Source organism: Thermomonas aquatica (assembly GCF_006337105.1).
In the GTDB taxonomy this organism is placed as follows: Bacteria; Pseudomonadota; Gammaproteobacteria; order Xanthomonadales; family Xanthomonadaceae; genus Thermomonas; species Thermomonas aquatica.
On sequence record NZ_CP040871.1, the window covers coordinates 669,031 to 682,699 of the forward strand.

The window sequence follows — 13,669 nt, forward strand, 5'->3', positions numbered from 1 at the left end:
TCATTCGACCACCGGCTTCACCTCGCCCGACCCGACCGCGACCAGGCGTTCGACAAGGGTGGGCCAATCCACCTGCCTGTTGAAGCCGACCACGCCCAGGCGCGGGAGACCGGCGCCTTCCACGATAGTAAAGGCGTTGCTTGCTGAATGGAGGCCAGACATCGAACAGACCTCGTTCACCAGATGGCAGCCGATGCCGATCCGGCGATAGCCGAAATCGTCGAACAGGCCGATCAGCTTGCCCTGCAGGCTGGTGACGAAGCTGGCGTCGCCGACGCTGCTGATGTTCTGCACCGCGCGCTGGCTGATCCGCTGCTTGATGCCGGGCTTGGCGTCGGTGATGAAGCGCGCGTCGAACGCCACCGGCGTCCAGTCGACCAGGCGCAACCCATCGATGCGGCCGTCGAGGCGGCCGGTGATGCTGCCGAAGCCGAGCACTTCGGTCAGCCGCAGCAGGTCGAGGTCGTCGAAGGCGATGTCCGCGCTCAGGCTGGGCGCGCTGCCGAACGGACGTTCCAGCGCCAGCGAGGAGAATGCGACGCGGCCATCGAACAGCCGCATCGACAGGCCGCCATCGAAATCGATGCGCTCGTTGGCGTAACGCGCGTTCGGGATGGTGCCGCTGAGGCGGCCCTGGAACGCGGGCAGGCCCAGCGCGGTGGAGACGCGGCCGAAATCGATGTCGTCCAGCACCAGCGCGAAGCGGATGTCGGCGCCGGCCTCGCCCTGCGGCGGGCGGATGGTCAGGCCGCGGAAAGTCATCGTGCCGCCCATGATCGGCACCGTCGCATCCTCGCGGAAGCGCAGCAGGCCGTCGGCGCTGGCGAACGGCAGGCGCGCGGCATCGAATTCCAGGCCGTACAGCTTGCCGCTGGCCCAGCGCAGTTCGCTCTGCACCGGCGCACCGGCCGAATAACGCACGTCGCCCTGCAGGCCGTCGAACACGAAGCGTTCGCCCGGGTCGCGCAGGTTCACCCCATGCAGGCGGGCGTCCGCGACCTGCAGCTGCCCATCGCGCAGCTGCAGGTGCATGTCCATCGCGCCATGCAGGTCGACCTCGCCCAGCCCGAACAAGCCGAGCCAGCCGGACAGGTAGCGTTGCCGCAACGGCGACATGTCGCCGCTGTGCACGTCGACCTCGAGCGCCTGCAGGCTGGCATCGCTGGCGAAGCGCGCATCGCCCTCGACGCTCAGTGCATCGCCGTCGCGCCATTCGATGCGCGGCAATTCCCAGCCCGCGCCGGCATGCCGCATGGCGTCGATGCGCAAGCCGACCGGCGTGGCCGGCAGCGCGACATAGGTATTACCGGCGAGGAACTCGCCGCCGCGCAGTTCGCCATCCAGCGCGAGCAGCGACAGCGCGGGCGTGGTGCGGTAATCGATGGCGAAGCGGCCGCCGAGTCTTTCCCCGGCGATCGCGGCATCGGCGGTCTCCAGGCCGATGCCGCGCAAGGTCAGCGGGCCCGCGATGCGCAGCGGCCTGTTCGCCGGCGCTTCGATCGCGAGGCTTGCATCGAATTCACCGGCCTTGAAGTTCGCGTCCGGCCATGCCTTCGCCAGCAGCGCCTGTGCCCACTGGATCGGCACGCGGCTGAGGTCGATGCCGGTGAGGTCGGGCGATCCGGCATCGCGATCCAGCGCGATCCGCGCCCTGCCCTGCGCCAGCGACGCTTGCGTGGTTGCGGCGTCGAAACGCAGGGCCAGCTGCAATGGCGCGGCGCGCCCGGAGCGCAGTTCGCCCTCGCAGCGCCAGCCGTCCTTGCCCTCGCGGCGCAGCGGGCAGCGCCAGTGCAGGTCGCGGTAGCGATAGCCCAGGTCCGGCGCTTCGACGCGACCCGCCCACAGCTGCAATTCGCCGCTGTCCGCGCCCGCCGCCCAATCCACCCGCACGCGCACTTGCTCCAGCGTCGCCACCGGGGTGGTCACTTTCGCGATCTTCGCCTGCAGGCCCCTGGCCGATGCCGGCAGCGCAGCCAACGCGGCCAGCAGTCCCAGGGTTGCGGCTATGATCGGTCGCGACATCCCGGCAGCATACAAACACCGGATCGCGAAACGATGAATCCAGTCCCGGGCACCCTGCCGAACTTGCTGCTGGTCGAAGACGACCCGGTCAGCGCGGCCTTCCTGCGCGACGCGGCCGCCGCCCTGCCGGCCCGGGCCGAGATTGCCGGCAGCATCGCCGAGGCCCTGGCCTGCGCCACGGCGCGCGCCCACGACCTGTACCTGATCGATGCCAACCTGCCCGACGGGCGCGGCGAAACCCTGCTGCAGGAGCTGCGCGGGCGCGGGCTGGCCACCCCCGCGCTGGCGCATACCGCCGCGCACGAGCAGAACATGCGCGAACGCCTGCTCGCCGCGGGCTTCATCGAGGTGCTGTGCAAGCCGCTGGCGGTGGCGGAACTGCACGATGCGCTGCGCCGCCAGCTTGCGCCGCCGGCGACCTGCGGCAAGCAGCCGAATTGGGACGACCGCGCGGCGCTGACCGCGCTCGGCGGCCAGCAGGCGCATGTCGATGCGCTGCGCGACCTGTTCGTGAAGGAATTGCCCGGCCAGCGCCAGCGCATCGAAGCGGCGGCGGCGGCCGGCGACGACGCCGCGGTCCGCGCCGAGTTGCACCGGCTGGCGGCCAGTTGCGGTTTCGTCGGCGCGGCCAGACTGGCGAGCGCAGTGCGCGAGCTGCAGGCGGCGCCACTGGATGCGCGGGCCCTGCGGCAGTTCGGGTTCGCGACCGAGGACTTGTTGTAAGGAGAAACGGGTCAGCGCGGAGTCTTGCGGCCGGGCGACCCGGCGATACCGATTCTGGTCGACGCGAAATTCACCCTGGCCCCGTTTCTCCCCGTCGGCCCAGCCGCCCCAACTCGCCCAGCATCTCCCACGACTTCAGCCCGCGCCCGCCGAGGTGATGCAGCAATACCGCGCGCAGGGGCTGGCGCAGGCTGGCGATCGCATCCGTCGTTGGCATGGCGTCGTCGGCCAGCGCCAGCAAGGCCTGTCCGGTCGCGGAATCGCGGCGTTCGCCCGCGCGTTCGCTGAGTACGCGACGCGGCCCCTGTTCCGGATCCAGCCGATAGCGCGCGGCGGGATCGACCGGCGCGCCATCGCCATCGCTGGCGAAATCGAAGCCGAAGCCGAGCGCCGCCAGCAGGTCGCGCTCGAAGCGGCGCAGCGTCCAGGCCAGCGGTTCGCCGGCGCGCAGGCGCTCGCGCACCTGCGCGTACGCCGCGTGCAACTCGGGTTGCGGATCGTGCCGTGGCGCCAGCCGCAGGCACAGCTCGTTGACGTAGAACGCCGCCATCGCCGCATCGCCCTGCAGCAGCGGCGCGGCATCCACCGCTTCGGCGGATGTGAGCTGCGCCAGCTCGCCCTTCTGCACGGCATCGAAGCGGATCGACTGCAGCGGCTGCAACGCGGCGCGCAGCACGTGGCGCTTCGGTCCCTGCACGCCGCGCGCGACCAGCCCGATGCGCCCGTGTTCGGCGCTCAGCACTTCCACCAGCAGGCTGGTCTCGCGCCAGGCCCGCGCATGCAGCACGAACGCCGGCTCGGCGAGGTAGCGCATGCTCAGTCGTGGTAGCCCAGCTCGCGCAGGGCGGCTTCGTTGTCGCTCCAGCCTTCGCGCACGCGCACCCAGGTCTGCAGGAACACCTTGGCATCGAACAGGCGTTCCATCTGCTGGCGCGCGCGGCTGCCGATCTCGCGCAGGCGCTCGCCGCCCTTGCCGATCACGATCGCCTTCTGGCCGTCGCGCTCGACCCAGACCACCGCGTCGATCCGGTACATCACCCCGGCCTTGGGCGAGGGCTCTTCCTCGAACTTCTCGATCTCGACCGTGGTCGCGTACGGCAGCTCCTCGCCCAGCTGGCGCATCAGCTGCTCGCGCACCAGCTCGCCGGCCAGGAAGCGCTGGCTCTTGTCGGTGATCTCGTCCTCCGCATACATCGGCGGCGCTTCCGGCACCAGTCCAAGCAGGGTCTCGACCAGCGATTCCAGGCCCTTGCGCTTGAGCGCGGACAGCGGGTGCACCGCGGCGAACTCTCGGCCTTCGCTGACCTTGGCGATGAACGGCAGCAGGCTGCCCTTGTCCTTGACCTTGTCGACCTGGTTGACCACCAGCACCACCGGCAGGCCGGCATCGCGCAGGGCCTCGAAGGCCAGGCCGTCCTCGGCGTCCCAGCGGCCGGCCTCGACCACCAGCACCGCCGCGTCCACGCCTTCCAGCGCGCCGCGCGCGGCGCGGTTCATCATCCGGTTCATCGCCTTGCCGGAACGCTTGCCCTGCTCGCCGTGGATGCCGGGCGTGTCCACCAATTGCAGCTGGCCACCCGGGAAGCTGGCGATGCCGAGCAAGCGGTGGCGGGTCGTCTGCGGCCGGTTCGAGGTGATGCTGATCTTCGCTCCGACCAATGCGTTGACCAGGGTCGATTTGCCGACATTGGGCCGGCCGATCACCGCCACCGCGCCGCTGCGCTGCGCTTCACTGTTCATGCTTCGATGATCCGTAGCGCGGCTTCCGCCGCCTGCTGTTCCGCGGCGCGGCGCGAACTGCCCTCGCCTTCGGTGTGGACGGCCGGTTCGGCCAGGGTGCAACTCGCCCGGAAGATGCGCGCATGGTCGTCGCCGCCTTCCTCGACCAGCGCGTACGCCGGCAACGCCCGCTGGCGCGCCTGCAACCATTCCTGCAGGCGCGTCTTGGCGTCCTTGCCGACCTTGTTGGGCGGCGGCAGGGCCTCGATCAGGGGGGCGAACCACGGCAACACGACCGCGCGGCAAGCCTCGAACCCGGAATCCAGGTGGATCGCCGCGACCAGCGCTTCCAGCGCATCGGCCAGGATCGAATCGCGCCGGTGGCCGCCGGTCTTCATCTCGCCGGGGCCCAGCACCAGGTGTTCGCCCAGCTTCAATTCGCGGGCCAGGCCCGCCAGCGCCGACTCGCGCACCAGTTCGGCGCGGGCGCGGGTCAGCGCGCCCTCGTCGGCCTTCGGCCAATGCAGATAAAGCGCCTCGGCGACGAACTGGTTGACCAGCGCGTCGCCGAGGAATTCGAGGCGTTCGTTGTGCGGACTGCCGGCGCTGCGATGGGTCAGGGCCTGCGCGAGCAGGGCCGGAGCCGCGAATGCGTACCCGGCGAATTCCCGCAATCGCGTGGCGTCATTGCCCGCCTGTGCCACGCGCAACGGCCTGCTCGGCATGGAACTTCGCCACCACGTCGAGGTTGGCGAACAGCGGGGTCCGCCGTTCGTAATCCATGATCATGTTGTAGCCGGTATCGGTGGACTCGATCTGCAACATCTCCGGCTTGATCACGGAGACGTAGTCGATTTCCATATGCCTGCTGAACAATGCCCGGATCTTGTCCTTGGACACCCCTGCTTCCGGATCGCTGGCAATGCTGGCCAGTGCCTTCTTCACCGAGTAGTACTCGGTGTACATCGGCACGACCTTCATGCCGCAGTAAAGGAAGAACATGACCACCGTGAGGGTGATCAGGAAACCGAGCATGGTCATGCCGCTTTGCTTGCGATTCATAAGGCTCCCCTCGATGGTCGTTTACGCGGTGGTCGTTCAAGGAATCCTGGTGCCGAGGCGGGAGACATCCACCTTGCGATCCGCGCTCCAGTCGAAGTTCATCCAGACCAGGATCGCCTTGCCGCGCAGGTTGGCCTCCGGCAGGAACCCCCAGAACCGGCTGTCCTCGCTGTTGTCGCGGTTGTCGCCCATGACGAAATAATGCCCCGCCGGCACCGTCCAGTCACCTTCGCCTTGCGGGATGAACGGCGAATCCTCGCGCTCGAGGACAAAATGCGGGCGTCCGGGCATGCCTTCGGTCAGCTTGGTCGCGCCGGTTTCGCGCGCGCCTTGCCCCGTGCCCTGGTACACGCCCTCGGCGCGGTAGGGCAATTCCTTGCCGTTCACGGTGACCTTGTTGTCGTGGTAGCCGACGGTGTCGCCGGGCAGGCCGACCACGCGCTTGATCCAGTCCTCGCGCGGGTGGTGCGGCGGGCGGAACACGACCACGTCGCCGCGCTCCGGCTCGCCGTTGTCGAGGAACTTCTTGTTGGTGATCGGCCAGCGCAGGCCGTAGGCGAACTTGTTGACCAGGATGAAGTCGCCGATCAGCAGGGTCGGCATCATCGAGCTGGACGGGATCCGGAACGGTTCGCCGACGAAGCTGCGCAAGCCCAGCACCAGCGCCAGGATCGGGAAGAAGGCCTTGGCGTAGTCGACCACCACCGGCTCCCTCGCCTCTTCCAGCACGCCCGCGGCGGCCAGGCGGCGCTTGGCGAAGAACAGCTTGTCCAGCAGCCAGATCAGGCCGGTCAGCGCGGTCAGTGCGACCAAGATCGTTTCGAACCACACCATCATGCGGCGTTCTCCGGGGGTTGCGTCGGGCTCACTTGTTGTCCATCTGCAGCACGGCGAGGAAGGCTTCCTGCGGGATCTCCACGCTGCCGACCTGCTTCATCCGCTTCTTGCCGGCCTTCTGCTTCTCCAGCAGCTTCTTCTTGCGGGTGGCGTCGCCACCGTAGCACTTCGCCAGCACGTTCTTGCGCATCGCCTTGACCGTGGTGCGGGCGATGATCTGCGCGCCGATCGCGGCCTGGATCGCCACGTCGAACATCTGCCGCGGGATCAGTTCCTTCATCTTCTCGGTCAGCTCGCGGCCACGGCGATCCGCATGCGAACGGTGGACGATGATCGAAAGCGCATCCACCTTGTCGCCGTTGATCAGCGTATCCACGCGCACGAACGGGCCGGCCTCGAAGCGCAGGAAGTGGTAGTCCAGCGAGGCGTAGCCGCGGCTCACCGACTTCAGCTTGTCGAAGAAATCCAGCACCACCTCGGCCATCGGCAATTCGTAGCTGACCTGCACCTGGCTGGCCATGTAGGTGATGCCGACCTGCACGCCGCGCTTTTCCTCGCACAGCTTGATCACGTTGCCGATGTAGTCCGGCGGGGTCAGGATGTTGGCGCGGATGATCGGCTCGCGGATCTCCGCCACCATGTTCACCGGCGGCAGCTTGGCCGGGTTGTCCATCGGCACCACGCCGCCGTCGGTCTTCAGCACCTCGTAGATCACCGTCGGTGCGGTGCTGATCAGGTTGAGGTCGTATTCGCGCTCCAGCCGCTCCTGCACGATCTCCATGTGCAGCATGCCGAGGAAGCCGCAACGGAAGCCGAAGCCCATCGCCTCCGAGCTCTCGGGTTCGAAGCGCAGCGCGGCATCGTTGAGGCGCAGCTTGTCCAGCGCCTCGCGCAGGTCGGGGTAGTCCTCGGCATCGACCGGGAACAGGCCGGCGAACACGCGCGGCTGCATTTCCTGGAAACCCGGCAGCGGCCCAGGTGCGGGATCGCCGGCCAGGGTCAGGGTGTCGCCGACCGGCGCGCCGTGCACGTCCTTGATCGAGGCATGCACCCAGCCCACCTCGCCGGCGCCGAGCTTCGCCAGCTCCTTGCGCTTGGGGGTGAACACGCCGACCTTGTCGACCTGGTGGGTGCGGCCGGTCGACATCACCAGCAGCTTGTCGCCGGGCTTGATCTCGCCCTGCATCACCCGCACCAGCGAAACCACGCCCAGGTAGTTGTCGAACCAGGAATCGATGATCAGCGCCTGCAGCTTGTCGGTCTCGCGCGGCTGCGGCGGCGGAATGCGCTGGACGATGGCTTCCAGCACGTCGCGCACGTTCAGGCCGGTCTTGGCGGAAATCGCCACGGCATCGGCGGCATCGATGCCGATCACGGCCTCGATCTCTTCCTTCACCTTGTCGATGTCGGCGGTCGGCAGGTCGATCTTGTTGAGGATCGGCACCACCTCCAGGCCCTGCTCCACCGCGGTGTAGCAGTTGGCGACGGACTGCGCTTCCACGCCCTGCGCGGCATCGACCACCAGCAGCGCGCCTTCGCACGCGGCCAGCGAGCGGCTGACTTCGTAGCTGAAGTCGACGTGGCCGGGGGTATCGATGAAGTTCAGCTGGTAGGTCACGCCGTCCTTCGCGGTGTACGGCAGCGAGACCGACTGCGCCTTGATGGTGATGCCGCGCTCGCGCTCGATCGGGTTGCTGTCGAGGACCTGCGCTTCCATCTCGCGGTCCTGCAGGCCGCCGCAAAGCTGGATGATGCGGTCGGCCAGGGTCGACTTGCCGTGGTCGACGTGGGCGATGATCGAGAAGTTGCGGATGACCCGCATGGCGTCTTGCTGCATGAACGTAGGGCTGCTTCTGGCGGTGGCGGCAGCGGGGCGGCTGCCTGCCTGGATAAACGCCGGATTATCGCACAGCCCCGCCTGCGCCTCGGCTGGCGCAGGCGTCCGCGGGCTCATTCCTCGCCCGGGTCGACGGTGACGTACTGGGTGCCGCCGCCGCGCCGGACCAGCAGCATGACCGCCTGCCCGGGCTTGAGCCCGCGCAGCTGCGCGTTCAGCGCATTGGCGCTGCCGACGTCGTTGCGGCCCACCGCCAGCACCACGTCGCCCGGGCGCAGGCCGGCTTCGCGCGCCGCCATCCCTTCCACGCGCGCGATCAGCACGCCCTCGCCCGGCTGCAGGCCGAGCCGGCTGCGCTGCTGGGCGTCCAGGTTCTCGCCGACGATGCCCAGCGGATTGGCCTGCGCCGCGGCGGCCGGGCGCGGCGCATCCTGGTCGTCGCCATCCTCCGCGCCGGCCACGCGCTCATCCAGGGTGTTGAGGGTGGCGACGACCGTGCGCGGCTTGCCGTCGCGGATCAGTTCCACCGTCACCTTGGTGCCCGGCGCCATCGCACCGACGATCGGCGGCAGGTCGCTGGATTCGAGGATCGCTTGCCCGTTGATGCCGCGGATCACGTCCTGGCGCAGGATGCCGGCGCGCGCCGCGGGACTGCCCGGCTGCACGTCGGCCACCAGCGCACCGTTCCCATCGGCCAGGCCCAGCAACCGGGCCTGGTCGCGATCCATCGCCTGGATCACCACGCCCAGCTGCCCGCGGATCACCTTGCCGGTGGCCTTGAGCTGCTGCACCGCGTTCATCGCCACGTCGATCGGGATCGCGAAGCTGACCCCCATGTAGCCGCCGGAATTGCTGAAGATCTGCGAATTGATGCCGACCACCTGGCCGCGCGTGTCCAGCAGCGGGCCGCCGGAATTGCCGCGGTTGATCGCCACGTCGGTCTGGATGAAGGGCACGTAGCGCTGGTTGGCATAGGGATTCGCGCGGCCGACCGCGCTGACGATGCCGGCGGTCACCGAGTGATCCAGCCCGAACGGCGAACCGATCGCGACCACCCACTGGCCCGACTTGAGCGCCTTGGAATCGCCGATGCGCAACACCGGCAGCCCGCTCGCGGCGATCTTGAGCAAGGCGACGTCGGACTGCTCGTCGCTGCCGACCACCTTGGCGGTGAATTCGCGGCGGTCGGCCAGGCGGATGCGCACGGTGTCCGCGCCGTCGACCACGTGGTGGTTGGTCAGCACGTAGCCATCGCTCGAGATGACGAAGCCGGTGCCCTGCGACACGCCGCGCGGGCGCGCGTCCTGGCCGCCGGGCGCACCCGGCATCGGCATGCCGTCCGGGCCGAAGAAGCGGCGGAAGAATTCGGGGATCTGTTCCTCGTCCGGCATTTGCGGCGGCTGGCCGCGCTGCGCGGGCGCGGTGCGCGGCTTGCCGCCGACCTCGGCCTGGACGCTGACGACCGCGGGCCCGACCTGGTCGACCAGGCGGGTGAAGTCAGGCAAGCCCACCACCAGTTCGGGCGCGGGCGCGGCGGCGGGCTGCGACTGCGCCTGGGCGGACGAATACCAGCCGACGCCTCCGCCGACGGCCAGCGCCAACGCGGTTGCAAGCAGGACGGGACGGAATGCGGACGTGCGCGGGGAGACAGGCATCGTGGACGAATCCTCGTTCGCTGGATGGGTTGGATCGGGTTTGGGGTTTACCGCGCCGCAGTCAGGGCTGGGACTGCGCTTCTCGCTGCGGGCGGTCGTCCGCGGCCTCCGGCTGGGCCTCCTGGCCAGCCAACGGCGGCAGGTTGCCGATCCCGGCCGGCGCCTGGAACGGGTTGTACGGGATGTTGCCGCGCACATGCTCGCCGAAGCCGACGGCCAGGCCGCCGCTGGCGTATTGCGGCAGCACCGAACGCGGCCATGGGCGGGTGACGATATCGGGTTGCGGGACCTGCACGACGGATTCGAGCGCGGCGACCTGCGCCGTTGCCGGTTGGTCGCGGCTCACGGCAGCCGGCACGCCGGTCGCCGGACGCACGGAACGGCGCTGGCCGTCGCGTTGCGGGCGCGCGATGGCGGCGATCGCCGTGGCCGCGGTGGCGACCTGGCTGCCGGCGTCGATCAGCGGGGGCTGCCCGACCGGCTTCGGTGCCGGGGCCTGTGGTTGCGTGGCCGCGACGGCGACCTGTTGCATTGGCCGGGACGCGTCGGGGGTCGCGCCCTGGCGCGCCATCAATGCGACCACGGCCAGCGAGGCCGCCAGTGCTGCGCCACCGCCCCAGCGCAACCAGGCCGACGCGCGCGCAGGGCGGATCGCCGGTGCCGCAACGCCTTCGTCCCGCAACGCCGCCGATACCCGCGCCGCGAAGTCCGACGGCAGGCGCTGCGCCGGCGCCAGCCCGCGCATCACTTCGCCGGTGAGTCGCCATCGTTCCCAGCAATCGGCCAGCGGGGCGTCGTGCTGCAGGCGGCGCAGCAGGAAGCGGGTCTGGTCCGGCGGCAGCGCGCTGTCCATCAACGCGGACAATTGTTCGCGGCTGCTGAGTTGGGTCAGGTCGTTGGCGGCGGTTTCGGTATTCATGTCGGTCGCTTTCATGCGTGCGAGCGCTTGATGTTGACGTCGTCGTGGTCGAGCAGCGGTTTCATGCGGGCATCGATCGCCTCGCGGGCGCGGAAGATGCGCGAGCGCACCGTGCCGATCGGGCATTCCATGCGCTCGGCGATCTCCTCGTAGCTCATTCCTTCCACTTCGCGGAAGGTGATCGCGTCGCGCAGTTCCGGCGGCAGTTCTTCGACCGCGCGCAGCACCGTTTGTTCCAGCTGCTGGCGCATCAGTTCGCGTTCGGGGGTGTCGTTGTCGCGCAGGCGCAGCCCGGACTCGAACTGCTCGGCATCCTCGATCCCGATGTCGTCGGTCGGCGGCTTGCGGTTGTGCGAGACCAAGTGGTTCTTCGCCGTGTTCACCGCGATCCGGTGCAGCCAGGTGGAGAACTGCGCATCGCCGCGGAAGCCGCCGATCGCGCGGTAGGCGCGGATGAAGGTGTCCTGCGCCACGTCCTGCACTTCCGCCCAGTCGTGGATGTAGCGGGAAATGAGCGCGCCGACCCGGTGCTGGTACTTGCGCACCAGCAGGTCGAAGGCGGCGCTGTCGCCGCGCTGCACGCGGGCGACGAGATCCTGGTCCAGCGCTTGCGACACGTCATCCTCGGCCATTGCGTGCCGGTTCCCCACGATTGGGCCCGGCCATCCGGGCGTTGTGACAATGCCGGCACGCGGAAGTTCCGCGGCCTGCAACCTGACTGGGGACGATTAGAACGGTATTCAAATCCGCCCGGGCTAGGATAAGCCCCTTCCCATAGCACGACGGACGTGATGCCGATGGCCAGTTTCGATGGACTCCGCTTCCGCCACTGGCAGGTCGAACCGCGCGCGGACGGCGTGCTGGTCCTGTCCTTCGACCGCGCCGATGCCGCAGTCAATACCTTCAGCCAGGACGTGCTGCTGGAGCTGGGCGCGATCCTCGAGCGCATCGCGCTGGAACCGCCGAAGGGCCTGGTGGTGCGCTCGGCCAAGGCCGCGTTCGCCGCCGGCGCCGACCTCAAGTCGCTGCAGGAACTCGACCGCCGCGGCCAGGTCGGCGATTTCATCCAGCTCGGCCAGCAGGTGTTCCAGCGCATCGCCGAACTGCCCTGCCCCACCGTGGCCGCGATCCATGGCTTCTGCATGGGCGGCGGCACCGAGATCTCGCTGGCCTGCCGCTATCGCGTGGCCGCGACCGACGCCCGCATCGGCCTGCCCGAGATCAAGCTGGGCATCTTCCCCGGTTGGGGCGGCAGCGCGCGCTTGCCGCGCCTGGTCGGCGCGCCGGCCGCGTTCGACATGATGCTGACCGGGCGCACGCTGTCGGCTTCGGCCGCGCGCGGGATCGGCCTCGTCGACAAGGTGGTGGAACCGGCGAAGCTGGTCGAAGCCGCCATCGAACTGCTCCAGCGCGGCGTGCAGCGCCCGTTCAAGCAGCGCTTCATGGGTTGGGCGACGAACACCTTCCTCGCCCGCAAGCTGCTCGCGCCGATGCTGGTCAAGCAGGTCGCGCGCAAGGCGCCGAAGGCGCACTACCCGGCGCCGTACGCGCTGATTGCCGCATGGGAACGCAGCGGCGGCGCCGGCATCCAGGGCCGCATCGCCGCCGAGAAGCGTGCGGTGGTGAAACTTGCTTCCACGCCGACCGCGAAGAACCTGATCCGCGTGTTCTTCCTGCAGGAACGGCTGAAGGGCGTGGGCGGCAAGGAGTCCGGCATCCAGCGCGTGCATGTGGTCGGCGCCGGCGTGATGGGCGGTGATATCGCGGCGTGGAGCGTGTACAAGGGCTTCGACGTGACCCTGCAGGATCGCGAGCAGCGTTTCATCGATGGCGCGCTGAACCGCGCGCAGGACCTGTTCGCCAAGCGCGTCAAGGACGAGGCCAAGCGCCCGGCCGTGGCTGCACGATTGAAAGGCGACCTGGAAGGCAATGGCGTCGCCGATGCCGACCTGGTCATCGAGGCGATCATCGAGAATCCGGATGCCAAGCGCGAGCTGTACACCGCGATCGAGCCGCGCCTGAAATCCACCGCGTTGCTGACGACGAACACCTCGTCGATCCCGCTCGACGAACTGCGCGAGCACATCGCGCGCCCGGCACAGTTCGCCGGCCTGCACTACTTCAACCCGGTGGCGCTGATGCCGCTGGTCGAGATCATCCACCACGACCGGATGGCGCCGGAGACGCAGCAGCGCCTGGCCGCGTTCTGCAAGCAGCTGGACAAGCTGCCGGTGCCGGTCGCCGGCACGCCCGGCTTCCTGGTCAACCGCGTGTTGTTCCCGTACATGCTGGAAGCGGTGACCGCGCTGTCGGAAGGCATCCCCGGGCCCGCCATCGACAAGGCCGCGGTGAAGTTCGGGATGCCGATGGGCCCGATCGAACTGGTCGACACCGTGGGGCTTGACGTGGGCGCGGGCGTCGCGAAGGAACTGGCGCCGTTCCTCGGCATCGACGTGCCGGCGGCGCTGGGCACGGTGGAAGCCGGCAAGCGCGGCAAGAAGGACGGCCAGGGCCTGTACAAATGGGTCGAGACCGAAAAGGGCAGCAAGCCGCAGAAGCCGGAACTGCCGAAGGACTACAAGGCGCCCGAGGACCTCGAGGATCGCCTGATCCTGCCGATGCTCAACGAAGCGGTGGCCTGCCTGCACGATGGTGTGGTCGCCGATGCCGAACTGCTGGACGCCGGGGTGATCTTCGGCACCGGTTTCGCCCCGTTCCGCGGCGGCCCGATCCAGTACATCCGCGACACCGGCGCCGATGCGCTGCGTGCCCGCCTTGAAACGCTGCAGGCGAAATACGGCGACCGCTTCAAGCCGCGCGCCGGCTGGGACAGCCCGCTGCTGCGCGCGGACGCCGCAGCGAACGCCTGATGCGAAGAAGCCCGGCGATGCCGGG

General features: G+C 69.1%; 12 protein-coding genes. 2 read left to right on the forward strand and 10 right to left on the reverse strand.

What is annotated here, in order from left to right; genetic code table 11:
• The gene (locus FHQ07_RS03025) at positions 1-2,022 is read right to left on the reverse strand and encodes an intermembrane phospholipid transport YdbH family protein (RefSeq protein WP_139715287.1); all 2,022 of its coding nucleotides are present in this window, start codon (positions 2,020-2,022) and stop codon (positions 1-3) included.
• 33 nt (positions 2,023-2,055) lie between these two features.
• Between FHQ07_RS03025 and FHQ07_RS03030 the strand changes: the two genes are divergently transcribed.
• Positions 2,056-2,745: a response regulator gene (locus FHQ07_RS03030; RefSeq protein ID WP_139715288.1), complete on the forward strand. Its 690-nt coding sequence runs from the start codon at positions 2,056-2,058 to the stop codon at positions 2,743-2,745.
• A 70-nt stretch (positions 2,746-2,815) separates the two neighbouring features.
• On the opposite strand, the gene recO is transcribed toward FHQ07_RS03030, so the two are convergent.
• The 9 genes from recO to rpoE all read right to left on the reverse strand — a co-directional run bounded on the left by recO (position 2,816) and on the right by rpoE (position 11,406).
• On the reverse strand, positions 2,816-3,559 hold the full coding sequence (gene recO, locus FHQ07_RS03035) for a DNA repair protein RecO (RefSeq protein ID WP_139715289.1): 744 nt from the start codon (positions 3,557-3,559) through the stop codon (positions 2,816-2,818).
• 2 nt (positions 3,560-3,561) lie between these two features.
• Entirely contained in the window at positions 3,562-4,485 is a 924-nt protein-coding gene (era, locus tag FHQ07_RS03040) for a GTPase Era (protein WP_139715290.1), read from the reverse strand.
• The gene (gene rnc, locus FHQ07_RS03045; protein ID WP_139715291.1) at positions 4,482-5,189 is read right to left on the reverse strand and encodes a ribonuclease III; all 708 of its coding nucleotides are present in this window, start codon (positions 5,187-5,189) and stop codon (positions 4,482-4,484) included. The genes era and rnc overlap by 4 nt, the downstream gene beginning before the upstream one ends.
• Positions 5,149-5,526, reverse strand: coding sequence for a DUF4845 domain-containing protein (locus FHQ07_RS03050; RefSeq protein ID WP_139715292.1), 378 nt, complete (start codon positions 5,524-5,526; stop codon positions 5,149-5,151). The genes rnc and FHQ07_RS03050 overlap by 41 nt, the downstream gene beginning before the upstream one ends.
• A 36-nt stretch (positions 5,527-5,562) precedes the next feature.
• Positions 5,563-6,360 carry a signal peptidase I gene (gene lepB, locus FHQ07_RS03055; RefSeq protein ID WP_139717852.1) on the reverse strand — a complete coding sequence of 266 codons (798 nt, stop codon included), beginning with the start codon at positions 6,358-6,360 and terminating at the stop codon, positions 5,563-5,565.
• A gap of 31 nt (positions 6,361-6,391) precedes the next feature.
• A complete protein-coding gene (gene lepA, locus FHQ07_RS03060) occupies positions 6,392-8,185 on the reverse strand; it encodes a translation elongation factor 4 (RefSeq protein WP_168191589.1) in 1,794 nt (597 codons plus the stop codon).
• Between the two features lie 128 nt (positions 8,186-8,313).
• Complete coding sequence (locus FHQ07_RS03065; protein ID WP_139715294.1) at positions 8,314-9,855, reverse strand: DegQ family serine endoprotease; 1,542 nt, start codon at positions 9,853-9,855, stop codon at positions 8,314-8,316.
• A 61-nt stretch (positions 9,856-9,916) separates the two neighbouring features.
• The gene (locus FHQ07_RS03070; RefSeq protein ID WP_240703540.1) at positions 9,917-10,789 is read right to left on the reverse strand and encodes a sigma-E factor negative regulatory protein; all 873 of its coding nucleotides are present in this window, start codon (positions 10,787-10,789) and stop codon (positions 9,917-9,919) included.
• A complete protein-coding gene (gene rpoE / locus FHQ07_RS03075; protein ID WP_139715295.1) occupies positions 10,786-11,406 on the reverse strand; it encodes an RNA polymerase sigma factor RpoE in 621 nt (206 codons plus the stop codon). Before rpoE ends, FHQ07_RS03070 begins: the two co-directional genes overlap by 4 nt.
• A 159-nt stretch (positions 11,407-11,565) precedes the next feature.
• Between rpoE and FHQ07_RS03080 the strand changes: the two genes are divergently transcribed.
• Positions 11,566-13,644 carry a 3-hydroxyacyl-CoA dehydrogenase NAD-binding domain-containing protein gene (locus FHQ07_RS03080; protein WP_425476940.1) on the forward strand — a complete coding sequence of 693 codons (2,079 nt, stop codon included), beginning with the start codon at positions 11,566-11,568 and terminating at the stop codon, positions 13,642-13,644.
• Positions 13,645-13,669: the final 25 nt, after the last annotated feature.